The 21,403-nt window shown below is 60.1% G+C and carries 23 protein-coding genes; 13 read left to right on the forward strand and 10 right to left on the reverse strand.

The genetic code is table 11. From position 1 onward, the window contains the following. Nucleotides 1–72: 72 nt before the first annotated feature. Nucleotides 73–1,299: an ABC transporter substrate-binding protein gene (locus ACTG4B_RS02165; RefSeq protein WP_439154031.1), complete on the reverse strand. Its 1,227-nt coding sequence runs from the start codon at nucleotides 1,297–1,299 to the stop codon at nucleotides 73–75. A gap of 208 nt (nucleotides 1,300–1,507) precedes the next feature. On the opposite strand from ACTG4B_RS02165, the gene ACTG4B_RS02170 reads away from it, so the two are divergent. Further along, nucleotides 1,508–2,551, forward strand: a complete 1,044-nt coding sequence (locus ACTG4B_RS02170; protein WP_439154032.1) for a LacI family transcriptional regulator — start codon at nucleotides 1,508–1,510, stop codon at nucleotides 2,549–2,551. Here the strand turns inward: ACTG4B_RS02170 and ACTG4B_RS02175 are convergent. Together ACTG4B_RS02175 and ACTG4B_RS02180 are read right to left on the reverse strand one after the other, a co-directional pair. Next, on the reverse strand, nucleotides 2,534–3,016 hold the full coding sequence (locus ACTG4B_RS02175) for a gluconokinase (RefSeq protein ID WP_439154033.1): 483 nt from the start codon (nucleotides 3,014–3,016) through the stop codon (nucleotides 2,534–2,536). The two genes, ACTG4B_RS02170 and ACTG4B_RS02175, sit on opposite strands and share 18 nt — an antisense overlap. Further along, nucleotides 3,013–3,858 carry a TIGR00730 family Rossman fold protein gene (locus ACTG4B_RS02180; protein ID WP_439154034.1) on the reverse strand — a complete coding sequence of 282 codons (846 nt, stop codon included), beginning with the start codon at nucleotides 3,856–3,858 and terminating at the stop codon, nucleotides 3,013–3,015. Before ACTG4B_RS02180 ends, ACTG4B_RS02175 begins: the two co-directional genes overlap by 4 nt. Before the next feature lie 85 nt (nucleotides 3,859–3,943). Here ACTG4B_RS02180 and dapD point away from each other — a divergent pair, with 85 nt between their 5' ends. The 4 genes from dapD (at nucleotide 3,944) to ACTG4B_RS02200 (ending at nucleotide 5,775) form a co-directional block, all read left to right on the forward strand. Continuing rightward, on the forward strand, nucleotides 3,944–4,771 hold the full coding sequence (dapD, locus tag ACTG4B_RS02185; protein WP_439154035.1) for a 2,3,4,5-tetrahydropyridine-2,6-dicarboxylate N-succinyltransferase: 828 nt from the start codon (nucleotides 3,944–3,946) through the stop codon (nucleotides 4,769–4,771). A gap of 46 nt (nucleotides 4,772–4,817) precedes the next feature. Then, nucleotides 4,818–5,093 carry a hypothetical protein gene (locus tag ACTG4B_RS02190; protein ID WP_439154036.1) on the forward strand — a complete coding sequence of 92 codons (276 nt, stop codon included), beginning with the start codon at nucleotides 4,818–4,820 and terminating at the stop codon, nucleotides 5,091–5,093. Then, entirely contained in the window at nucleotides 5,090–5,416 is a 327-nt protein-coding gene (locus ACTG4B_RS02195; protein ID WP_439154037.1) for a hypothetical protein, read from the forward strand. Before ACTG4B_RS02190 ends, ACTG4B_RS02195 begins: the two co-directional genes overlap by 4 nt. Before the next feature lie 113 nt (nucleotides 5,417–5,529). After that, on the forward strand, nucleotides 5,530–5,775 hold the full coding sequence (locus tag ACTG4B_RS02200) for a zf-TFIIB domain-containing protein (protein WP_439154038.1): 246 nt from the start codon (nucleotides 5,530–5,532) through the stop codon (nucleotides 5,773–5,775). On the opposite strand, the gene ACTG4B_RS02205 is transcribed toward ACTG4B_RS02200, so the two are convergent. After that, complete coding sequence (locus ACTG4B_RS02205; RefSeq protein ID WP_439154039.1) at nucleotides 5,772–6,398, reverse strand: exopolysaccharide biosynthesis protein; 627 nt, start codon at nucleotides 6,396–6,398, stop codon at nucleotides 5,772–5,774. The two genes, ACTG4B_RS02200 and ACTG4B_RS02205, sit on opposite strands and share 4 nt — an antisense overlap. 185 nt (nucleotides 6,399–6,583) lie before the next feature. Between ACTG4B_RS02205 and dapE the strand changes: the two genes are divergently transcribed. From dapE to ACTG4B_RS02220, 3 genes are all read left to right on the forward strand, one after another. Then, entirely contained in the window at nucleotides 6,584–7,726 is a 1,143-nt protein-coding gene (gene dapE / locus ACTG4B_RS02210; RefSeq protein WP_439154040.1) for a succinyl-diaminopimelate desuccinylase, read from the forward strand. A 67-nt stretch (nucleotides 7,727–7,793) separates the two neighbouring features. Then, entirely contained in the window at nucleotides 7,794–10,049 is a 2,256-nt protein-coding gene (gene rnr, locus ACTG4B_RS02215; RefSeq protein ID WP_439154041.1) for a ribonuclease R, read from the forward strand. Between the two features lie 98 nt (nucleotides 10,050–10,147). Next, nucleotides 10,148–11,335, forward strand: coding sequence for a lytic murein transglycosylase (locus ACTG4B_RS02220; protein WP_439154042.1), 1,188 nt, complete (start codon nucleotides 10,148–10,150; stop codon nucleotides 11,333–11,335). Between the two features lie 40 nt (nucleotides 11,336–11,375). On the opposite strand, the gene ACTG4B_RS02225 is transcribed toward ACTG4B_RS02220, so the two are convergent. From ACTG4B_RS02225 to ribA, 3 genes are all read right to left on the reverse strand, one after another. Next, nucleotides 11,376–11,858, reverse strand: coding sequence for an RNA pyrophosphohydrolase (locus ACTG4B_RS02225; RefSeq protein WP_439154043.1), 483 nt, complete (start codon nucleotides 11,856–11,858; stop codon nucleotides 11,376–11,378). A 69-nt stretch (nucleotides 11,859–11,927) separates the two neighbouring features. After that, nucleotides 11,928–12,422 carry a L,D-transpeptidase family protein gene (locus tag ACTG4B_RS02230; protein WP_439154044.1) on the reverse strand — a complete coding sequence of 165 codons (495 nt, stop codon included), beginning with the start codon at nucleotides 12,420–12,422 and terminating at the stop codon, nucleotides 11,928–11,930. Nucleotides 12,423–12,634: 212 nt separating this feature from the next. Further along, the gene (gene ribA / locus ACTG4B_RS02235; protein WP_439154045.1) at nucleotides 12,635–13,711 is read right to left on the reverse strand and encodes a GTP cyclohydrolase II; all 1,077 of its coding nucleotides are present in this window, start codon (nucleotides 13,709–13,711) and stop codon (nucleotides 12,635–12,637) included. Nucleotides 13,712–13,867: 156 nt separating this feature from the next. Here ribA and ACTG4B_RS02240 point away from each other — a divergent pair, with 156 nt between their 5' ends. Together ACTG4B_RS02240 and ACTG4B_RS02245 are read left to right on the forward strand one after the other, a co-directional pair. Further along, entirely contained in the window at nucleotides 13,868–14,554 is a 687-nt protein-coding gene (locus ACTG4B_RS02240; RefSeq protein WP_439154046.1) for a response regulator transcription factor, read from the forward strand. Nucleotides 14,555–14,745: 191 nt separating this feature from the next. Next, entirely contained in the window at nucleotides 14,746–15,120 is a 375-nt protein-coding gene (locus tag ACTG4B_RS02245) for a rhodanese-like domain-containing protein (protein ID WP_439154047.1), read from the forward strand. A 9-nt stretch (nucleotides 15,121–15,129) separates the two neighbouring features. Here ACTG4B_RS02245 and ACTG4B_RS02250 read toward each other — a convergent pair whose 3' ends face one another. The 3 genes from ACTG4B_RS02250 to serB form a co-directional block, all read right to left on the reverse strand. Next, nucleotides 15,130–16,254 carry a trans-sulfuration enzyme family protein gene (locus tag ACTG4B_RS02250; RefSeq protein ID WP_439154048.1) on the reverse strand — a complete coding sequence of 375 codons (1,125 nt, stop codon included), beginning with the start codon at nucleotides 16,252–16,254 and terminating at the stop codon, nucleotides 15,130–15,132. 60 nt (nucleotides 16,255–16,314) lie between these two features. Continuing rightward, nucleotides 16,315–16,590, reverse strand: a complete 276-nt coding sequence (locus tag ACTG4B_RS02255; RefSeq protein WP_439154049.1) for a glucose-6-phosphate isomerase — start codon at nucleotides 16,588–16,590, stop codon at nucleotides 16,315–16,317. Between the two features lie 112 nt (nucleotides 16,591–16,702). After that, a complete protein-coding gene (gene serB / locus ACTG4B_RS02260) occupies nucleotides 16,703–17,578 on the reverse strand; it encodes a phosphoserine phosphatase SerB (protein ID WP_439154050.1) in 876 nt (291 codons plus the stop codon). A 157-nt stretch (nucleotides 17,579–17,735) separates the two neighbouring features. Between serB and ACTG4B_RS02265 the strand changes: the two genes are divergently transcribed. From ACTG4B_RS02265 to ACTG4B_RS02275, 3 genes are all read left to right on the forward strand, one after another. After that, nucleotides 17,736–18,878, forward strand: a complete 1,143-nt coding sequence (locus ACTG4B_RS02265) for a phosphoserine transaminase (protein ID WP_439154051.1) — start codon at nucleotides 17,736–17,738, stop codon at nucleotides 18,876–18,878. An 81-nt stretch (nucleotides 18,879–18,959) separates the two neighbouring features. Next, nucleotides 18,960–20,552: a phosphoglycerate dehydrogenase gene (gene serA, locus ACTG4B_RS02270; RefSeq protein ID WP_439154052.1), complete on the forward strand. Its 1,593-nt coding sequence runs from the start codon at nucleotides 18,960–18,962 to the stop codon at nucleotides 20,550–20,552. 69 nt (nucleotides 20,553–20,621) lie between these two features. Continuing rightward, a complete protein-coding gene (locus ACTG4B_RS02275) occupies nucleotides 20,622–21,395 on the forward strand; it encodes a metallophosphoesterase family protein (RefSeq protein WP_439154053.1) in 774 nt (257 codons plus the stop codon). Nucleotides 21,396–21,403: the final 8 nt, after the last annotated feature.

The following is a 21,403-nucleotide window of genomic DNA, read 5'->3' on the forward strand; positions in this document are numbered from 1 at the left end:
TTTGGGGCGCGCAAAGCATATGCAAGCGGGCCCGGCGCAATGCCGGACCCGGATCACGTTGCGCGGTCGGGCCTAGTCAGCGCTGGCGATGATACTGGCGTATTTTGCCTGTGCTTCATCGGCAGGCATGTCGCTGGACCAGAATTGCGCCATCAGGTCCTCGATCTGCAACTGCGTATCGGCTGACAGGGACTGGTCCCCTGATGGCAGCACGCCACCATCTGCAAGGATTTCCAGACCCTTTTGCATACACCCGTTTGCGGCGGCCATGTCGATGTCGCCGCGCACCGGCAGCGATCCCTTGGCAAGGTTGAACGAAACCTGCACCTCGGGTGAGATCAGCAGCGCGGCAAGTTCTTTTTGCGCTGCGGTGATTTCAGGGTCGTCATTCACAGGGAAATAGAAAGCATCCCCACCGGTGTCGAGGATCGCGTTAAGACCCAGACCTGGCAGGCAGGAATAATCCTGCCCCTCGACCAGACCTGCGACAGAAAATTCACCTTGCGCCCAGTCACCCATCAATTGCGCACCGGCACTGGCGGTGATGACCATGTTGGTCGCCTGATTCCAGTCCTGCACATCCGACCCGCGCGCCAGTTCACGCGCATTTGCGACCGCTTCGAAAACGGCGGCATATTCAGGGCCCGCTGCCACATCGGCGTTCTTGTTCACGGTCACTTCACGCCATGGCCCCAGACCCGCGACAGCAATGGTGATCGCGCCAAAGGCAAGGTTTTGCTGCCAGCCTTGCTGGCCCATGGCCAATGGCAAAACACCCGCGTCCCGCAGCGCAGGTGCCGCCGCCACGAATGCGTTCCAGTCGGCGGGCACATCAATACCGGCATTTTCAAAGGCATCATGGCTTAGCCACATCCATTGCGCCGAATGGATGTTGACCGGCACGCAGTAAATGCGACCGTCCAGCGTGCAACTGTCCAGCAGCGCAGCCGGATTGACGATATCCGTCCAGCCGCCAGCCTCGGCCACGTCTGTCAGGTCAAGCATCAGACCTGCCTCGATCAGTTCTTCGGCCTGCCGCCCGTGGTTCAACTGTGTGGCTGCCATAGGGTCACCACCAAGGATACGTGAAATGATGATCGGACGCGCCGTGCCACCGGACCCGGCAATCGCGCCATCAACCCATGTATTTCCGGTCGCATTCCAGGCGTCGGCAAACTTGGATACGGCTGCCGCCTCACCACCTGACGTCCACCAGTGGGTAACCTCAAGTTCGACAGCGGATGCCGCCGATGCGCCGACAAGCGCAGTGGCCGCCAAGAGTTGTGTTGTCAATTTCACGATTCTGTCCTCCCTGTGGTTCTAAATCGTTGTAGAAAATTCTATAACGATTTAGATTAACCTCGCAAGAAATTTTCACCATACCCGTCCGCCAGAACTGTTAGCGGTAACTAAATGACTGACTTTATGTTGTTTTTGGTGGCGGATTTCTTCTGGATCGGCCATGATGGGCGACCAGATTTGCCGCCAGAGCAAGAAAGGCAACGCCATGGCGCAACGCAAAACAGGGGCTGATGTGACAGACAAAGGCCCGAAAAAGACCGTCAAGCCGACGTTGAAAACCATTGCCGGCATTAGCGGACTGGCAGTGCCGACCGTGTCGCGCGCGCTGAATGACGCCCCCGATATCGGGCAGCGCACGAAAACGCTGGTGCGCAAGATCGCACAGGAAATCGGCTATGTGCCGAACCGTGCCGGTGTCCGCCTGCGCACCGGGCGGACCAATGTGATCAGCCTTGTGATGCCAACCGAACATGACATCATGAACCACACCGCGCGTCTGATTTCATCCGTCGCAGGCGGGCTGCGCGACACGCCCTTTCACCTTATCGTCACCCCGTTCTTTCCCGATCAGGACCCCCTGGAACCGCTGCGCTATATCGTGGAAACCGGATCGGCGGATGCCGTGATTTTCAATCAGGTCACACCACAGGACCCCCGCGTCGCCTATCTGATGGACAAGCGGTTTCCATTTGCCACCCACGGTCGCAGCGACTGGTCTGACAGGCACCCCTATTATGATTTCGACAATAACGCCTTTGGACGGCTGGCAACCGGCCAACTGGCTGACAAGGGCCGCAAGCGGCTGCTGCTGATCGCCCCGCCACCCGCACAGAATTATGCCCAGCACATGATCGCCGGGGTCATGGATGTTGCCACAGAACGTGGCGTGTCCGTGATTCTTGCCGAACAGGTGACCAGCGACAGCACCAGCGAAGAGGTCGTGACATACGTCAGGGACACCTTGCGCGCCGATCCCACGATTGACGCGATCATCACGGCGTCAACGTCATCCGCCATGGCTGCGGTGGCCGGGCTGGAACAGCAGGGCGCGACCGTCGGCAAGGAAATCGACGTTTTCACCAAGGAAGCCATCCCGTTCCTGAAGCTGTTCCGCGCAGATATCATGACCATTTCGGAAAAGGTCGGCACAGCAGGCGCGTTTCTGGCCAAGGCCGCCATTCAGGCTATCCGCGACCCGGATGCACCCCCGATGCAGCATCTTGAAATCCCGTCAAAGCCGCCCGCATAAGTCCTGGACAATTGCCGTGATGGGCTGATCTATTGAAACGCTGATGCAATCGCGTGGTGCGTCAAGGGTTGCGAACTGGCTGTTCAAAAGGTTCGCAGGCATGAAATGCCCCCGCCGCTGCGCCAACCTGTCAGCCACCAGCAATTGCGGCGCATCAAGGTAGGCAACCCGCAACCCCGGTATCGCCGCACGCAAATATTCCCGATAGCTGCGTTTCAAAGCCGAACAGGCAAATACCACCGCATGGTCAGCCCGCGCCGCCTGCACCGCCGCGCCCAGTCTGTCCAACCAGGGCCAGCGCATCGCATCTGTCAGCGGATGACCGGCCGCCATGTGATCGACATTGGCTTGCGGGTGATAATCATCGCCGTCCAGAAAAACAGCGCCCAGCGCCGTCGCCAGTGCCGCCCCAACGGTTGATTTGCCGGCACCCGACACGCCCATGACCATGATCGCCGGTTTCATCGCCCCGGAATCGCCCCGCGCTTTTCGCCCTTGCCGGCCCAGTCATCCAATGCCGTCACCGCCTCTTCTGCGGTTTCAACGAAACGGAACAGTTTCAGATCATCAGGGGAAATCGTGCCCGCATCGGCCAGTGCATCCCAGTTGATGATCGTTTCCCAGAATGCCCGCCCAAACAGCAAAAATGGCACCTGCGCCATGCGTCCGGTCTGGATCAGCGTCAGCGCCTCGAACATTTCATCAAGCGTGCCAAAGCCACCGGGAAACACGCAGACCGCCGACGCGCGCATCAGGAAATGCATCTTGCGGATGCCGAAGTAGTGAAAATTGAAACACAATTCCGGCGTGACGTATTCGTTCGGCGACTGTTCGTGCGGCAGCACGATGTTAAAACCGATGGATTTGCCACCAGCATCCGCCGCACCGCGATTGCCCGCCTCCATCACGCCGGGGCCGCCGCCGGTGACGATGACATTGTCAGTGCCGCCATTGGCCAGCGATTTGGCCGTCATGATCTGGGCAAAGCGCCGCGCCTCGTCATAATACTTCGTAAGATCGGCAAGCGCCTGCGTCCGCGCCCTGTCCTTTTTGGCGGGTTCGGGGATACGCGCACCGCCGAACAGCACGATGGTCGAATTGACCTTTGCCTCATTCATCAACAGTTCGGGCTTGAGAAGCTCAAGCTGCAACCGGACGGGCCGCAATTCATCGCGCAGCATGAATTCTTCGTCGGTAAAGGCCAGTTTGTACGACGGTGCCCGTGTCTGTGGGGTATCAGGAAAATGGGTCGCGGCCTCCCGGTCTTGCTGGCTGTCGCGAAACGGGTGGCGTCGGTCGTCGTGCATACTGCTGTTCCTCGCATTGCGCTTTTAGGGTTTTCCGGTCTATAGCGCGTTCCAACAGCCGAATATAGGAAATTGGAGACCGCCCATGTCCAACGCCGCCCTTGAGACCGCAATCGAAGCCGCGTGGGACACCCGCGATCAGATTACCCCCGCCACCACCGGCGAGACCCGCGAAGCCATCGAAGATACGTTGAACGCGCTGGACAGCGGCGCATTGCGGGTGGCGGAAAAACAGGACGACGGGTCGTGGCATGTAAACCAATGGGCCAAAAAGGCCGTGCTTCTGGGATTCCGCATCAAGGACATGGAATTCCAGTCCGGCGGGCCGCAGGCCTCTGGCTGGTGGGACAAGGTCGACAGCAAATTTGCCGGTTGGGGCGATGATGAATTCCGCGAGGCGGGCTTTCGTGCCGTTCCCAACGCGGTTGTGCGCCGATCGGCCTATATCGCGCCGGGCGTCGTGCTGATGCCATCGTTTGTGAACCTGGGTGCCTATGTCGACAGCGGCACAATGGTCGATACCTGGGCCACCGTGGGGTCATGCGCCCAGATCGGTAAGAACGTGCACCTGTCTGGCGGCGTCGGGATCGGCGGCGTGCTGGAACCGATGCAGGCCGGGCCGACCATCATCGAGGATAACTGTTTCATCGGCGCACGGTCCGAAGTTGTCGAAGGCTGCATCGTGCGCGAAGGGTCCGTATTGGGCATGGGCGTTTTCATCGGCCAGTCCACCAAGATCGTAGACCGCGAAACCGGAGAGGTCATGTATGGCGAGGTGCCGCCCTATTCCGTCGTCGTCGCAGGGTCCATGCCATCGAAAAACAACGTGAACCTCTATTGTGCCGTCATCGTCAAGCGCGTGGACGAACGTACACGGTCCAAGACGGGCATCAACGAACTGCTGCGCGACTAGCGTTTCAGACCAGACCGCACCGTCAAATGAACTGGAAACGCTTTACATGATCCTTAGCCGCACGCAGGCCAGAAAGCGCATCGCGGAGGGCAGACGTCCGTCGTTCCGCGAAGCCTGGGTGTTGGTTGCGGCGGATATCGTGTTGATCGGCGGACTGCTGTGGATGCTCTGGCAACCCGCGCTCACCTTTGTCTACCTGATGGAATTTTCGCTGTTCTGGACCATCGTCTTTCTGATGCTGCTGATCTATGTGCCGCTGCAAACGGTGATCGTGATTTCGACCATATGGGCGGTCCGTTCGCGTTGGGAGGATAAGGAATGATCAGGAAACCTAGCCGCCAGCAGGTCTTTACCCTGCTGATCGAGGTCGGGCGCACTGCGGGTGACGGGTTGCCCGAAGGCGCGACAGGGGCCGCGCTGATGTGTTATGCCAGCGGCGTGGACGAGGCAGAGGCGGTGCGCGAAACCGTCGCGATCCTCAAACAGGCCGACCTCGCGCCGCTGGACGTATCCGGCTATGGCACGCTAGAGGAACGACTGGCCGAGGGGCACGACATTTCCGACGAGGAAAAGGCCCTGATGCAGCGCGCGCTGGATGAAAACAGCGTCATCGTTGCGCAGATGACGCCGTTTTTCGACAAGTAACCGCCGCGTTGCGCGGCAATCCACCACAGCAAGATCGGCATACAGGCAGGTTGGAAAAACCGCCGGCTTTCTTATGTCTGTTGTCCAACAGCATTTTAGAACGAGGTATCCAAATGCAATGTCCGATTGACGGTGAAACGCTTGTGATCGCGGAACGCAGCGGCGTGGAAATAGATTACTGTCCCAAATGTCGGGGTGTCTGGCTTGACCGCGGTGAACTGGACAAGATCATCGACCGTTCGGCACCTGCCGCGCCCGCGGCTGACCCGTCTTATGGGCGTGATGAACACGACGGGCATGGCGCGCGTCCTCGCAAGAAAAAGCGTGACTCGTTCCTTGGCGAATTATTCGACTTTTAGGTCGGATCCATAAACACGCCTGCCCCTGCGGCAAGCGACGTCATGATCAGGAGTGTCAGCAAAACCGACACAGCGCCCAGGCTCAGGCCAACAGCGGTGACGACCCCGTCCCTTTCGACGATGCCGACGCCCACGATGAACAACGATACTGCCGGAAACCAGCCGCTCAGCGGGACCGGCAGGAACAATGCGAACGAAATGACAAACACCATCAACCCGAATGGCTGCGCGAACCGGCGCGCAAACAGCATCGGATAGCGCGGCGTCAGCACCCGTTCCAGACGCCGTGTCACCGGGCGCAGGCGCAGCACGGTCCGGCGCAGTTTATCCGGGTTCAACCGCATGCGTGCCAGCCGCCCCGGCAACCGGAGATAGGAAAACCCCAGCATCATCTGCCCGGTTGTTACCAGAACCGGCAGCGCCGTGATCACCGATGACCCCGGCGGCATTGGCAACAAGGTCAGCAATGAAAACACCACGATCGCCCATCCGAACGATGCCTCGCCCAATGCGGACAAAAGGTTGCCCAGCGTCAGTTCCCCTGCCCGATGCTGTGCCCGCGCGGTGCGCAGGATCGGCATTGACAGGGATGGCCGTTTCCCGTTTGGATTTGCTTTCTTCATTGCGATCCTGTGGTTTGCCGTATCTCATCCTATGTCGGGCGCATGACTACAACCAAGTAAAGCGCGCATTCCTGTAAAATTACCACGTTCCCGGCTTTCCCGCCCCAAAAGGCAGGGACACGGTGAGCACCGCAAATTGCATCCACCGGGCTTGCGGGCTATCCCTGCCCCAAAGGAGTTTCCAGATGCCTGTTGATCCCGTTGCCCTGACCGCTGATCTGGTCCGTTGTCCGTCTGTCACCCCCACCGAAGGCGGCGCACTGGTGCTGCTTGAACATCTGCTGGGCGATGCAGGGTTTGACTGCACCCGCGTTGATCGCGGCGGTGTGCCGAACCTGTTTGCCCGCTGGGGGCGGCAAGGGGCGAACCGGTCATTCGGGTTCAATGGTCATACCGACGTGGTGCCTGTGGGCAATGAAGACGACTGGTCGGTGCTGCCGTTCGGGGCCGAAATCAAGGATGGGTATCTTTACGGGCGCGGGTCTACGGATATGAAATCCGGTGTTGCGGCCTTTGCCGCCGCTGCGATTGATTTTGTCATTGATACGCCCCCCGACGGTGCGGTCATCCTGGCGATCACCGGGGACGAGGAAGGCGATGCGCTGCATGGCACCACCGCGCTTCTTGACTGGATGGCCCGCAATGGCGAGGCGATGGCGGTCTGTCTGGTGGGCGAACCCACCTGCCCCGATGTGATGGGCGAGGCGATGAAGATCGGCCGGCGCGGGTCTGTAACGCTGTGGCTGACGATGCGCGGGGTGCAGGGGCATGCGGCCTATCCGCATCGCGCCAACAACCCCATCCCGGCCATGGCGCGGCTGGTGGACCGGCTGTCGTCGCATGAACTGGATAAGGGCACCGCGCATTTCGATCCCTCGACGCTGGCCGTCGTGACCTTTGACACTGGTAACACCGCGACCAATGTGATCCCGGCAAGTTGCCGGGCCACGGTGAACGTCCGGTTCAACGAAGCCCATTCCAGCCAGTCCGTCGTCGACTGGATCGGCGCGGAAGCAGGCAAAATTGCGGAAGAGTACGATGTTGATCTGGATATCAAGGTTAAGGTGTCGGGCGAAAGTTTCCTGACGCCCCCCGGTGACCTGTCCGATCTGGTCGCGGCGGCGGTAAAGGCAGAAACGGGGGTCACGCCGGTTCTGTCCACATCGGGGGGCACCTCGGATGCGCGGTTCGTCAAGGACCATTGCCCGGTAGTGGAATTCGGACTGGTGGGCAAAACGATGCACCAGGTCGATGAACGGGTCGCTGTTGATCAGATCATCCAGCTAAAGGCGATTTATAAACGCATCCTGACGGATTATTTTTCATAGGCTGGAACAAGTTCCCCCTGCCCCCCAATTGAGATGACGCGCCCCGCACCCCATGTTAGGCAATATGATGACCAGCATCCCTTCCAAATCCGAGATCCTTGAATGGATCGCACAAAACCCTACCAAGACAGCCAAGCGCGATATCGCCAAGGCATTCGGGATCAAGGGCGCGGCGCGCATCGACCTCAAGCGTATTCTCAAGGAATTGGAAGAGGCGGGCAAGCTGACCAAGCGGCGCAGTTCCTATCGCGACGCCGAGGATCTGCCACCGGTATCCGTGCTGGAAATCACCGGCCCGGACGCAGATGGCGATCTTTATGCGCGTCCGCTGGAATGGACCGGGCAAGGCCCCGAACCTGTCATTCTGATGATGCTGCGGTCCAGCGATCCGGCACTTGGTCAGGGTGACCGAATCCTGGGCCGTCTGACCGTCGACAAGACCGAGGACCACAGCCACACCGCCCGCATGATCCGCCGGATCGGCACCAACCCGATGCGGATACTGGGCGTCTATCGCGCCGGGTCCGAAGGGGGGCGTGTGCTGCCTATCGACAAGGGTGCCGACCGGCAGTGGGTCGTGCCAGCAGGCGCCACCGGCGGCGCCAAGGATGGCGAACTGGTCGAGGCCGAACAGACCGGGCCCAAGGGCCGTATGGGTCTGCCCAAGGCCCGCGTCATGGCACGCCTTGGTGATCCGACTGAGCCACGCGCAGTATCGTTGATTGCCATACACCAGCACGGCATTCCCGATCATTTCCCCGATGAGGTGATCGCAGAGGCAGACGCCGCCAAACCCGCCGGCCTGAAAGACCGCGAGGATTTGCGCGATCTGCCGCTGATTACCATCGACCCCGTCGATGCCCGCGACCGTGATGATGCCTGCTATGTCGAACCCGACCCTGACCCGCGCAACGCGGGCGGTTTCATCATCTGGGTCGCGATCGCGGATGTGGCGCATTACGTGCGGCCAGGCTCCGCGCTGGACCACGAGGCCCGCAAGCGCGGCAATTCCACCTATTTCCCCGACCGTGTCGTGCCGATGCTGCCCGACAGGCTTTCAGGGGACCTATGTTCGCTGCACGAAGGCGTGGAACGGGCCTGCATCGCCGTTTCGATGCGGATCGACGCGCATGGCCAGAAGCTGAGCCATCAGTTTCACCGCGGGATGATGAAATCTGTGGCCTCGCTTAACTATCAGCAGGTGCAGGATGGCATGGACGGCGCCCCCGACGACAAGGTCGCGCCGCTGATGGATGATATCATCCGCCCGATCTATGCAGCCTATGACGCCCTGACCAAGGCGCGCGCGGCACGCCAGCCGCTGGACCTTGACCTGCCTGAACGCCGGATCGTGCTGGATGAGGACGGCAAGGTCGTGTCAGTCAATTTCAAGGACCGGCTGGATGCGCATAAATTGATCGAGGAATTCATGGTGCTGGCCAATGTCGCCGCCGCCGAAACCCTGATCGAAAAGAAATCTCCCCTGTTGTTCCGCGTCCACGAGGAACCTTCCCCCGAAAAGCTGGATGCCCTGCGCGAAGTCGCCGTGGCGTCCGGTCTGGTGCTGGCCAAGGGGCAGGTGCTGAAAACCGCGCATCTGAACCGGCTGCTGGCGCAAGCCGAAGGCACTGACAACGATGAACTGATCAACATGGCGACGCTGCGATCGATGACGCAGGCCTATTACAACCCTGAAAACTTTGGCCATTTCGGACTGGCCCTGCGGGCTTACGCGCATTTCACATCACCCATCCGGCGCTATTCCGACCTGATCGTGCACCGCGCACTGATCGCCGCGCATGGCTGGGGCAAGGACGGGCTGTCGCCATGGGACATCGAACATCTGTCTGAGACCGCCCAGCAGATCAGCGATACCGAACGCCGGTCCATGGCCGCCGAACGGGACACGACCGACCGCTATCTTGCCGCGTTCCTGTCGGATCGTGTGGGCGTGGAAATGACGGGCCGGATCAGCGGGATCGCCAAATTCGGGGTCTTTGTGAAACTTGATGAAACGGGTGCAGACGGGATGATCCCGATCCGCACGCTGGGCAACGAATATTTTCACTATGATCCGGAAACCCAGACACTGATGGGCGCCGATACGGGCATGATCGTGGCCCTTGGCCAGCGCGCAACCGTCAAACTGGTCGAGGCGTCACCCGTCACCGGTGGTCTGATCGTGGAACTGATCCGGCTTGATGACCGCGCCGTGCCGCGCGGCCCGTCCAAGGCGCGCGGCAAACCCCCGCGCCGCAAGGTAGGGTCCGCGAAAAAGAAGGCCGCAAAAACGGCCCGCAAGGTCAAACGGCGCCGAACCTGAGCCTGATCGGTGGAAACCCGCAGACTGTCGCAGAGTTGATTTCAACGACAAGCAGTTTGCGGTATGCTGCCGGAAAACAAAAGCCAGAGGGTTCGGGCATGTATCGCAGGCAATTTATCGCAACAGGACTGGTTTCACTTGGGGTGGCCGGCTCAGCCAGTGCACAGGCAAACGCCTTTGCCAATTGGGTGACAGGGTTTCGGCCTCGGGCGCGGGCAGCGGGCATATCGGACCGCACTATCACCGCGGCCTTTGACGGGGCGCAATACCTGCCCGACAGCATCAATCGCGACCGCAATCAGGCGGAATTTGTCAGACCCCTGGCGGAGTATATGGCGACAGCCGCATCTGACGCGCGCGTCAGCAATGGCCGGTCCATGATGCAGCAATATGCCGGGTTGCTGTCGCGGGTTCAGGCAACTTTTGGCGTGGATGCCAATGTCGTCACTGCGATCTGGGGCATGGAAAGCAACTATGGCGCGCGCCGCGGCGATACACCGCTGATTTCCACACTTGCCACGCTGGCCTTTGACGGGCGGCGGGGGCGGTTTTTTGAACAGCAACTTGTGGCAGCACTTGGTATCTTGCAAAACGGTGATGTAGCCCCGCGCAACTTGACCGGATCATGGGCCGGGGCGATGGGCCATACGCAGTTCATCCCGACCTCTTATCAGGCCTATGCCGTGGATTTTACCGGCGACGGCCGCCGTGATATCTGGGCCGATGACCCCAGCGATGCACTGGCATCGACCGCAGCCTATCTGCGCCGCTATGGCTGGCAACAGGGCCAACCCTGGGGGGTCGAGGTGCGGCTGCCGCCCGGTTTTGATTTTGAACAGACCGGTCGTGCGGTGAAACGGTCGCCCGCCGCATGGACCCGGCAAGGGGTGCGCGGCGTCGATGGGCAACCCGTGCCGAATTACGGCGAAGCATCGCTGATCACGCCGACCGGTGCCGGTGGTCCGGCCTTTCTGGTGTTCCGAAACTTCGATGTCATCGGGCGTTACAACAACGCCGAAGCCTATATCATCGGCGTCGGGCATCTTGCCGACCGGATCAGGGGGATGGGGCCGTTTCAAACGGCTTTCCCCGCCGGTGAACGCGGACTGCTGCGGGCCGAGCGGGTGGAACTGCAACAGCGCCTGACAGCGGCAGGGTTTTCGACCCAAGGGGTCGATGGCAGGATCGGCCCGAACAGCCGCGCCGCGATCAAGGCGTATCAACGCAGCCGTGGAATCGTGCCCGATGGCTATGCGTCGGTGTCATTACTTGAACGATTGCGTTAAACAACCGGGGCGGGTCGGCTAACCGCTTGGGGTCAGCACGTCAGAGCTTGGCACGAAACGCGGTCAGCACCTTTTCATAGACCGCCCGTTTGAATGGCACGATGGACGCGACCAATTCTTCGGGCGGCATCCATTTCCACGCGGAAAACTCCGGGTGTGCAGTGGCGATATTGATCTGGCCGTCGGTCCCGTGGAACCGCATCAGGAACCATTTCTGTTCCTGCCCGCGATAGCGGCCTTTCCAGATATTGGGCACCAGATCGTGCGGCAGGTCATACGGGATCAGCCCCGGTGTTTCGGCCTCGATACTGACAAGGTTTGGCAACACGCCGATTTCTTCCTGCAACTCGCGCAGGGCGGCGTCGCGCGTGCTTTCGCCCTTGTCCACGCCGCCTTGGGGCATCTGCCAGGCGTCCTGGTCGCGGTCGATCCGTTGGCCGACGAACACATGCCCGCGCGGATTGACCAGCATGATGCCCACACAGGGGCGATAGGGAAGTTGTGCGATATCGTCAGGTGTCATGAAAGGGCCTTGGTATTTCATTGGTGCTGCCTCGTGGTTACAAGGTCTGATTACCTGAAACATGAATGGCTATGCGATAACAAGCCGCGTTTGGTAACGGATGCGCGGGGCGATCCAACGCAGATGATCGCGGCGCAACCCGATACACCCCGCCGTGGGCCGCCCGGGCCCGCGCCATTGATGGATAAAAATCGCCGAACCGCGCCCCTTGACCGCATAGGGCCAGTTCCAGTCGGTCAGGATGATCAGATCATACATCGGATCAGCACGGCGCAGGCGTTCGTGGCTGAACGGGTGGGGCGCGCGCACCATCATGTTGTAATCAGGGTCGCGGATATCGTCGGACCACAGATCAAAGGGTTTGATCGGCAGCGCCCAATCGGCCGGATTCGCCATGCGGTCGCGCCGATAGAGCATCCCGACAATGCGGTGCGTGCCGCACGGCGTCGCGCCATCGCCTTCCTTCTTGCGGTTGGTCAGCCCCCCGCGCCCGATGGTGCAGGGAAAACGCCGGTTCTGGAACCGCAGGTGGGTGGGGGTGAGGACAAGGTCGGTGGGGGTCATGGAGGCAAAATCCTGCGTCTCGTCAACAGTCATGGAACCCAATATAGCGCCATCGGTAGCCTGCGGGCTGGCGATCAGATGGGTATTCTTGGCGTTTTATGGTGCACCCTTGAAGAATATTTGCATCGGCGTGCCAAGATCGGCGATGGCCCAGTGCCTCTGGCGTGTTTCCGTGCCCGGGGCAGCCGGGTCGCAAAACGGAAACCAGACCCTCACAACAAATGCCCTGACTTCGCCGCCTTCGTCGCCAGATAATGATGATTATGCCGGTTCTCGCCCACTTTCAGGGGGACGCGTTCCACCACCTTGATGCCGCAGTGTTCCATCTTGGCCACCTTGGCGGGGTTGTTCGTCAGTAGGCGCACCGACGAGAACCCCATGCGCTTCAAAATCTCGGCCCCGATCCGGAAATCGCGTTCGTCGTCCTCGAAACCCAACCGGTGGTTCGCCTCGACCGTGTCGAACCCCTGATCCTGAAGCGAATAGGCACGCATCTTGTTGGCAAGGCCGATCCCGCGCCCTTCCTGGTTCAGATACAGCAGCACCCCCGCCCCTTCGGCCCCCATCTGTGCCAGCGCACCGCGCAATTGCGGGCCGCAGTCGCATTTCAGCGACCCCAGCAGATCGCCGGTGAAACAGGCCGAATGCAGCCGCGACAGGACCGGCCGGGACCGGTCGGGTTTGCCGATTTCGACGGCGTAATGTTCTTCGGCCCCGTCCTCGGGGCGGAAAATGTGCAGGCGCCCCGCCTCTGACACCTCAAGCGGCAGGCGGGCGCTGATGATCGGGTGCAGCGGGCTGAGGCCGGTATCGCGCGCCGCATCGGCGGGGACCAGCGTCAGATCGTGGGCGGCGGCAAAACCGGCGGCATCATCAACGTCCAGCACCACGGCGGCAGGCAACAACCGTGCCGCCTTGGTCAGGGCAATCGCGGCGCGGTGCAGGTCGGCGGCCCCGTCGCGCGCGGTTTGCAGTGGCCCCTTCATCGGGGCACGCAGGTCATCGGCGGGGTCGGCCACGGCCCGCACCCACGACAGCGTTGCGTCAGGCGGCAGGATAATCCGCGCGATATCCCCGTCATAGGCGCGCGCCTTGAGCGTTTCAGCACGCCAGTTTGTCACCGCCAGAACCGGGGTGCCGCCAAGGGTGCGCAAATGCGCCAACCGCGCCGCATCAAGCGTTTCAGCGGCCAGAACAACCACCCCGCCATCCAGCACAACAGGCACGCCCATGCGCAAATCAGCACGGGCGCGGGCCAGCCGTTCGGTAATGTCAGGGGAAAATCCCATGCGATCTTATCCTTGTTTGTTTCATGAGATAGTCATTTTGCATCCAAAGTGAAACATTTACCCGCCAAATCACACGTCCGTGTGAAAGAATTGCACGACAGCTTGTCGGATACGTGTCTGCACCACATTTCTTGTGTAACAATCATGGAGGGTGTCATGGGACAGCTCAAAAAAATTCTGCTTGTCGACGATGATGACGACCTGCGCGAGGCGCTGGGTGAACAACTTTTGATGACCGAAGATTTCGACGTCTTCGAAGCCGACGACGGGGCAAGTGCCTTGGTCAAGGCCAAGGAACAGCTTTATGATCTGATGATCCTTGATGTCGGCCTGCCCGATACGGACGGCCGCGAGCTCTGCCGCGTTCTGCGCAAACAGGGCGTGAAATGCCCGATTGTCATGCTGACCGCTCAGGATAGTGATTCGGACACAATTCTGGGGCTTGATGCGGGTGCAAATGATTATGTCAGCAAACCGTTCAAGTTTCCGGTGCTGCTGGCCCGGATTCGCAGCCAGTTACGCACCCATGAACAATCAGAAGACGCGGTGTTCCAGCTTGGGCCCTATACGTTCAAGCCAGCCCAGAAAATGCTGATCACAGAAGACGATAAGAAGGTGCGCCTGACGGAAAAGGAAACCAATATCCTGAAATTCCTGTATCGCGCAACCGAAGGTGTCGTCGCCCGTGATGTGCTGCTGCACGAGGTTTGGGGCTATAATGCAGGCGTGACAACGCACACATTAGAGACACATATTTATCGTCTTCGCCAAAAAATTGAACCAGATCCGTCCAATGCCCGCCTTCTTGTGACCGAATCTGGCGGTTATAGATTGGTGGCATAACGATCTGACTTGATCGGGGTTTTGGCCAAGATCACACATACGTTTCCTGTTCCCGCCGGTGATCGGGTTCTTATCACCACCTCCCTGTTGGACTTGCCCGGGCCTTGTGCCCGGGCTTTTTTCTTGCACAACGCTGGTTTTTCCGCAGGCTCACCCTATGTCGCACACAAGATAACAGGGGAAAATACGCCATGAAATCTGCAAAAGATTACCTTGAACACGCCAACGCCGAAGTCGTGCGCATCACGACCGAAGAGGCGATCGCCAAACACGCCGCCGGTGACGCCACCTTTGTGGATGTGCGCGACAGCGGCGATATCGCAAAATCCGGCACCATTGCGGGTGCGCATCGCGTGCCACGTGGCTTTATCGAATTTGCCGCAGACCCGGACATGCAATTTCACAACCCGATCTTTCAAAAAGACGCCGAACTGTGCCTTGTGTGCGGTGCGGGCGGTCAGGCCGCACTTGCCGGCAAGACCCTGAAAGACATGGGTTACAAGAATGTCATCAACGTCGGTGGCATCGGCGACTGGAAGGCCGCAGGCGGCCCGACCGAGGCGTGATTTAGCCAGTCACCTTTTCAGCGCCTGATCCCAGTCCGCGATCAGGTCGCTGATATCCTCGATCCCGACGGATACGCGGATCAGGTTTTCGGGAATTCCGGTGTGCGGTTCAATCGTGTGCCTGTGTTCCACAAGACTTTCGACCCCGCCCAGCGATGTGGCGCGCAGGAATAGCTGCAACCGGCCCACTATGCGCAACGCGTTTTCACGCCCGCCCGTGACCAAAACCGACATCAGGCTGCCGTACCCCCCCGACATTTGCCGCTGTGCAATTTCATACCCGGGATGGTGCGGCAAACCGGGATAGAACACGTCTTCAACTTGATCATGTCCCAGCAGAAACGTGGCCAGCGCTTGCGCGTTCTGCGACATCCGTTCCACCCGCAGCGGCAGGGTGCGCATCGCGCGGGTCAGCAGCCACGCCTCGAACGGGCCAAGGATCGCACCGGCGGTCTTGCGGTCGGTGCGGATATCGTCCCATATTCGGGCCTCGGGCGCATTTGTCGACAACACCCCGGCCAGCACGTCGGAATGGCCGTTGATTGCCTTGGTCGCGGAATGCATCACGATATCCGCACCCAGCGCCAAAGGCTGCATCAGGATGGGCGTCGCCGCTGTTGCATCGACCACCAGCGTTGCGTCGCTTGCCTGCGCCAGTGCCGCGATATCGACGGTCTTGAGCCACGGGTTGGACGGGGTTTCAATGAACACAAGTGCCGCTTGTCGGGTCTGGCAGGCTGAGAGCAGGTCATCGGCATCCACCTCTGTCAGGGTAATGTCGCGACGCGCGGAAAAATCGCGCACCCACTGGGTGGTGCCCCAATAGATGCCCGACTGCACAATAACGCCGGCCCCGTTCGGCAGGGTGCGAAATACGGCGGCAATGGCGGCCATGCCCGACGGAAAAAGTAACGTATCCTGCGCATTTTCCAGCCGCTGCAACACGGTCTCGGCCTGGCGCAGGTTGTCGCTGTTGTCGCGGGCATAGATGTTGTCAGGCCGGATCAGGGCATAATTTTCATCGCGCAGATAGGTCGTTGATGGCTGCAACGCAGGCACCACCCCACCCGATTGCGGATCAATGGTGCCTGCGGCATGGGCGGCGATAGTTGCGGGTTTTCTTGCTCTGGTCATACGCCTATTTGGCGCGGGGAGATGAACGGATGCAAGCGACAAACCCGCCAGCACCGCACATCAGGGGCAGGGCGCCAGAATATAGGTGCCATCACCACGGGCATAGGCGCATTGGTCAGTGGCCTCGTTCTGCGCGACAATCGTGCCAGCCGCAGCACCAGCCAAGGCAGCGATCAGGCGCCAGTCGTTATCGGCATCCAGAATATCCGCCGTGATCAGACCTGCGGCAGCCCCACCGGTCAGACCGACGACGGTCCGTTGTTCAGTCGTCAGGTTTTCGCAGCCCGCCAAAAGCAGCATGGCAACACTGGCGGAAGTCAAGATGAACGGTTTCATGGCGGTTCTCCTATTGCCGGACAGTTCGATCGTATGGAACTGTCTAAGCACAATAACGCCGCGTTCCGATTGACCTGACGCAATCGGGCCTGCCGGACAGGTCGTGCCGGCGTCAGGTCACAAAGGTATCGCGCCCATAGCCCTGGATAAACAATAGCGCCGTCAGATCGCCATGGTTGATCCGGATATCGCACTGGGCCTGCACAGCAGGTTTCGCATGCAGTGCCACGCCGGTACCCGCCTGGCCCAGCATACCCAGATCATTGGCGCCATCACCGACAGCCAGCGCATCCGCCCGCGCAATACCAAGCCGCTGCGTGATTTCGACAAGCGCCTGCACCTTTGCCTCTTTCCCCAGGATCGGGCGGGCCACATCGCCGGTCAGCTTGCCATCTTGCACCAGCAAGGTGTTGGCACGGTTTTCGTCAAACCCAAGGGCAGCAGCCACGCGCGATGTAAACGCGGTGAACCCGCCTGACACCAGCGCGGCATAGGCCCCACGCGCCTTCATCGTCGCAACAAGTTCATAGCCACCGGGCATATAGGTGATCCGTTGGTCCAGCACCTGTTCGATCATCGGTTCCGGCAGCCCCTTCAGCAGGCTGACCCGTTCAATCAAGGCCGATTCGAAATTCAGTTCGCCGTTCATTGCGCGGGCTGTGATATCAGCCACATGCGCGCCAACGCCCGCCTCATCCGCCAGTTCATCAATGCATTCCTGCCGGATCATCGTGCTGTCCATATCCGCCAGCAGCATCTTTTTGCGCCGGTTGTCCGACGGCTGAATTACCAGATCAACACACCCGCGTTGCAGGCCTTCCCAGACATCCCAGCGATTGTCAGGCATGACTGGAATGGAAAATTCAGCCGCCTCGTCCACCGCCAACCAAGTGGCATCACCCCCGCCCCAGGCATTGCGCAGACTATCCACAAGTGCGGCATCAAGGCTGCGTTCGGTCGGGCTGGTCAACAAGGTGACAATGAACATGGGCAAGTTTCCTATCGGCGCGCGGGGTGTCGCAAAATGTCTATCAAGCGGCGGTCTAGCTGCATTTTTGCCGTTGTGAAAGGGGCGGGCTGGGTCTATGAGCGGCAGCGGGACACCCTTCCCCAACGAAGGGCGCATATCTGTGAGGATACCAGCAATGGTTATGACCAAACCGGCAACGCGGCCGGAAAATCCGCGTTTTTCTTCTGGCCCATGTGCCAAACCCCCCGTCTGGAATTTGCAATCACTCAACGACGCCGCATTGGGCCGGTCGCACCGGGCTGCCGTCGGCAAGGCCAAGCTGGCCGAAGCGATTGACCTGACCCGCGACATTCTGGGCATTCCGGCAGATTATCGCATCGGCATCGTGCCTGCATCCGACACCGGCGCATATGAAATGGCGATGTGGTCGCTGTTGGGCGAACGCCCTGCCCAAATGGTCGCATGGGAATCCTTTGGTGCTGGTTGGGTTACGGATGTGGTCAAGCAGCTGAAAATCGACGCGACCGTTCACACCGCCGAATACGGCGAGATTGTCGATTTGGCCGCGCTGAACTATGACAATGACGTCTGTTTTACGTGGAATGGAACGACATCGGGCGTCCGCGTCGCCTCGGGCGATGTGATCCCCGGCGACCGCGCTGGCCTGACATTGTGCGACGCAACATCAGCAGCCTTTGCACAGGATCTGCCGTGGGACAAGCTGGATGTGACCACCTTTAGCTGGCAAAAGGTCATGGGCGGCGAAGCGGCCCACGGGATGCTGGTGTTGTCGCCCCGCGCGGTCGAACGGCTGGAAAGTTATACTCCCGCATGGCCCCTGCCCAAAATCTTTCGTCTGACAAAGGGTGGCAAGCTGATCGAAGGTATCTTCAAGGGCGAGACGATCAACACGCCCTCCATGCTTGCGGTCGAGGATTATCTGGTCGCGCTGAAATGGGGGCGGTCCATCGGGGGGCTTGATGCGCTGATGCACCGCGCCAACGCAAATGCGCGCGCGATCTGGAATTTCTGTGCCGCCAACGACTGGATCGACAACCTGGCAGTTGATCCGGCGACGCGGTCGAACACTTCGGTCTGCCTGAAATTCACCGACGACCGGATCAAGGACGGCGCAGCCTTTGCAAAGGCCGTCGCCAAACGGCTGGAAGCTGAAAATATCGCGCTTGATATCGGCGCCTACCGTGATGCGCCGGCCGGTCTGCGGATCTGGTGCGGTGCGACGGTCGAGACCTCGGACATAGAGGCGATGCTGCCCTGGCTTGCCTGGGCATTCGCAACCGAGATCAACGCACAATAGAAATTCTACATAAAATTCGGCCCCACGAACAAATCCGGACAGGTTTGTTCGTGCAGGGTCGATCCAATAGGAGTGTCCATCATGGCCCCCAAAGTACTTATCTCTGACAAACTTTCGCCTGCTGCCGTCCAGATCTTCAAAGACCGGGGCATCGATGTGGATTTCCAGCCCGACCTTGGCAAGGACAAGGACAAGCTGCTGGAAGTGATCGGCCAATACGACGGTCTGGCGATCCGGTCCGCCACCAAGGCGACCGAGAAAATCATCAATGCGGCCACCAACCTCAAGGTGATTGGCCGTGCGGGCATCGGTGTCGACAACGTTGACCGTGACGCGGCATCTCGTAAGGGCATCATCGTGATGAATACGCCTTTCGGCAACATGATCACCACTGCCGAACATGCCATTGCGATGATGTTCGCCGTCGCCCGGCAAATCCCCGAAGCCAGCGCATCAACCCACGCCGGCAAATGGGAAAAATCGAAATTCATGGGGGTCGAGTTGACCGGCAAGACCCTTGGCGTGATCGGCGCGGGCAACATCGGCTCGATCGTCTGTGACCGCGCGCGCGGCCTGAAAATGAAGGTCATCGCGATGGACCCCTTCCTGTCGGAAGAACGCGCAACCGAAATCGGCGTCGAAAAGGTGGAACTGGACGAACTGCTGGCGCGTGCCGATTTCATCACGCTGCACGTGCCGCTGACGGCGGATACCAAAAATATCCTCAGCCGGGAAAACCTGGAAAAGACCAAGAAAGGCGTGCGGATCATCAACTGCGCGCGCGGCGGCCTTGTCGACGAACAGGCGCTGGCCGATCTGCTGACATCGGGCCATGTGGCCGGTGCCGCCTTTGACGTCTTTGCCGAAGAACCCGCAACAGAAAACCCGCTGTTCGGCCTGCCAAACGTCGTCGTGACCCCCCACCTTGGGGCAGCGACAACCGAAGCGCAGGAAAACGTCGCACTTCAGGTTGCTGAACAGATGTCGGATTATTTGCTGACAGGGGCCGTACAGAACGCCCTGAACATGCCGTCGGTCACGGCGGAAGAAGCCAAGATCATGGGGCCGTGGATCAAGCTGTCCGGCCATCTGGGTAATTTCATCGGCCAGATGACGGATGAGCCGATCAAGGCGATCAACATTCTGTTCGACGGCGAGGCATCCGAGATGAACCTCAAGGCGCTGACCGCAGCGACGGTTGCCGGTATCATGAAAACGGCCAACCCGGATGTGAACATGGTGTCCGCCCCTGTGATCGCCAAGGAACGCGGGGTGAAAATATCAACCACCAAGCAGGACCAGTCCGGCGCTTTCGAAGGCTATATCAAGGTTACGGTTGTAACTGACACCCGAGAGCGGTCCATCGCGGGCACGGTGTTCAGCGACGGAAAGCCCCGGTTCATCCAGATCAAGGGCATCAATGTCGAGGCCGAGATTGGCGAACACATGCTTTATACCACTAACAAGGACGTCCCCGGGATCATCGGTGTGCTGGGCACGACGCTGGGGCAGAACAACGTGAACATCGCCAACTTCACCCTTGGCCGGTCCTCTGCCACCGGAGAAGCCATCGCGATGCTTTACGTGGATGAACCGATGCCAGAGACCGCTATCGCAGCGCTTCAGGCGACGGGCAAGTTTCAGCAGGTCCGCCCGCTGCGTTTCGACGTCTGAACCTGTTTGTAAAGACCCTGCGGGGTGGATAACAATCCGCCCCGCAGGACACCCCAGGCCGGAGATATCATGCAACCGATCTATGCCATCGGCGACATCCACGGGCAGAAAGACATGCTTGACGCAGCACTGGCCCTGATCGCGCGGGATGGCGGGCCAGATGCGCAGGTCGTGTTTCTGGGCGACTATACGGACCGTGGCCCCGACAGTCGTGGTGTGATCAATGCATTGATCGCGGGGCAAAATGCCGGATGCCGCTGGGTTTGTCTGCGCGGCAACCATGACCGCCTGTTCAGCCGCTTTGTCCGTCGCGGCATTGCCCATGACGCCCAGGTGAAATCGGGTATTCACTGGATCAATCCGCGCCTTGGCGGCGTGACGACACTGGCCTCCTACGGGGTGACGGGGGATCCGGTATTTCATCATCCGACGGGCGGACGGGAGCGACTGGAACAGTTTTCCACGATGGATCAGGCAGGACTTGTGCAGGCCGCGCAGGCGACAGTGCCACCTGCGCATCTGGATTTTCTGGATGCCCTGCCGCTGTATCACCAGACCGATGACCTGCTGTTTGTTCATGCGGGCCTGCGCCCCGGCATCGCGCTGGCCGATCAGGCCGAGGATGATCTGATCTGGATCCGTGACCCCTTTCTGAACAGCGCCGATGATTTCGGGCAGCTTGTGGTGCATGGCCATACTGCATTGGACAGCCCCCAGCATTTCGGCAACCGCGTCGATCTGGACGGCGGCGCGGGCTATGGGCGCCCCTTGGTACCCGCAGTTTTCGAAGGGCGCGATTGCTGGCTGCTGACGGATCGGGGGCGTGTGCCTCTTCATCCGTAAGGTGGGTT

The organism is Yoonia sp., from assembly GCF_965660735.1.
In the GTDB taxonomy this organism is placed as follows: Bacteria; Pseudomonadota; Alphaproteobacteria; order Rhodobacterales; family Rhodobacteraceae; genus Yoonia.

Bases quoted from the DNA above. Each gene is read 5' to 3' on its own strand.
- ACTG4B_RS02170 (WP_439154032.1), top strand. From the start codon at position 1,508: ATGGCGCAACGCAAAACAGGGGCTGATGTGACAGACAAAGGCCCGAAA.
- ACTG4B_RS02175 (WP_439154033.1), bottom strand. From the start codon at position 3,016: ATGAAACCGGCGATCATGGTCATGGGCGTGTCGGGTGCCGGCAAATCA.
- ACTG4B_RS02180 (WP_439154034.1), bottom strand. From the start codon at position 3,858: ATGCACGACGACCGACGCCACCCGTTTCGCGACAGCCAGCAAGACCGG.
- dapD (WP_439154035.1), top strand. From the start codon at position 3,944: ATGTCCAACGCCGCCCTTGAGACCGCAATCGAAGCCGCGTGGGACACC.
- ACTG4B_RS02190 (WP_439154036.1), top strand. From the start codon at position 4,818: ATGATCCTTAGCCGCACGCAGGCCAGAAAGCGCATCGCGGAGGGCAGA.
- ACTG4B_RS02195 (WP_439154037.1), top strand. From the start codon at position 5,090: ATGATCAGGAAACCTAGCCGCCAGCAGGTCTTTACCCTGCTGATCGAG.
- ACTG4B_RS02200 (WP_439154038.1), top strand. From the start codon at position 5,530: ATGCAATGTCCGATTGACGGTGAAACGCTTGTGATCGCGGAACGCAGC.
- ACTG4B_RS02205 (WP_439154039.1), bottom strand. From the start codon at position 6,398: ATGAAGAAAGCAAATCCAAACGGGAAACGGCCATCCCTGTCAATGCCG.
- dapE (WP_439154040.1), top strand. From the start codon at position 6,584: ATGCCTGTTGATCCCGTTGCCCTGACCGCTGATCTGGTCCGTTGTCCG.
- rnr (WP_439154041.1), top strand. From the start codon at position 7,794: ATGACCAGCATCCCTTCCAAATCCGAGATCCTTGAATGGATCGCACAA.
- ACTG4B_RS02220 (WP_439154042.1), top strand. From the start codon at position 10,148: ATGTATCGCAGGCAATTTATCGCAACAGGACTGGTTTCACTTGGGGTG.
- ACTG4B_RS02225 (WP_439154043.1), bottom strand. From the start codon at position 11,858: ATGACACCTGACGATATCGCACAACTTCCCTATCGCCCCTGTGTGGGC.
- ACTG4B_RS02230 (WP_439154044.1), bottom strand. From the start codon at position 12,422: ATGACCCCCACCGACCTTGTCCTCACCCCCACCCACCTGCGGTTCCAG.
- ribA (WP_439154045.1), bottom strand. From the start codon at position 13,711: ATGGGATTTTCCCCTGACATTACCGAACGGCTGGCCCGCGCCCGTGCT.
- ACTG4B_RS02240 (WP_439154046.1), top strand. From the start codon at position 13,868: ATGGGACAGCTCAAAAAAATTCTGCTTGTCGACGATGATGACGACCTG.
- ACTG4B_RS02245 (WP_439154047.1), top strand. From the start codon at position 14,746: ATGAAATCTGCAAAAGATTACCTTGAACACGCCAACGCCGAAGTCGTG.
- ACTG4B_RS02250 (WP_439154048.1), bottom strand. From the start codon at position 16,254: ATGACCAGAGCAAGAAAACCCGCAACTATCGCCGCCCATGCCGCAGGC.
- ACTG4B_RS02255 (WP_439154049.1), bottom strand. From the start codon at position 16,590: ATGAAACCGTTCATCTTGACTTCCGCCAGTGTTGCCATGCTGCTTTTG.
- serB (WP_439154050.1), bottom strand. From the start codon at position 17,578: ATGTTCATTGTCACCTTGTTGACCAGCCCGACCGAACGCAGCCTTGAT.
- ACTG4B_RS02265 (WP_439154051.1), top strand. From the start codon at position 17,736: ATGGTTATGACCAAACCGGCAACGCGGCCGGAAAATCCGCGTTTTTCT.
- serA (WP_439154052.1), top strand. From the start codon at position 18,960: ATGGCCCCCAAAGTACTTATCTCTGACAAACTTTCGCCTGCTGCCGTC.
- ACTG4B_RS02275 (WP_439154053.1), top strand. From the start codon at position 20,622: ATGCAACCGATCTATGCCATCGGCGACATCCACGGGCAGAAAGACATG.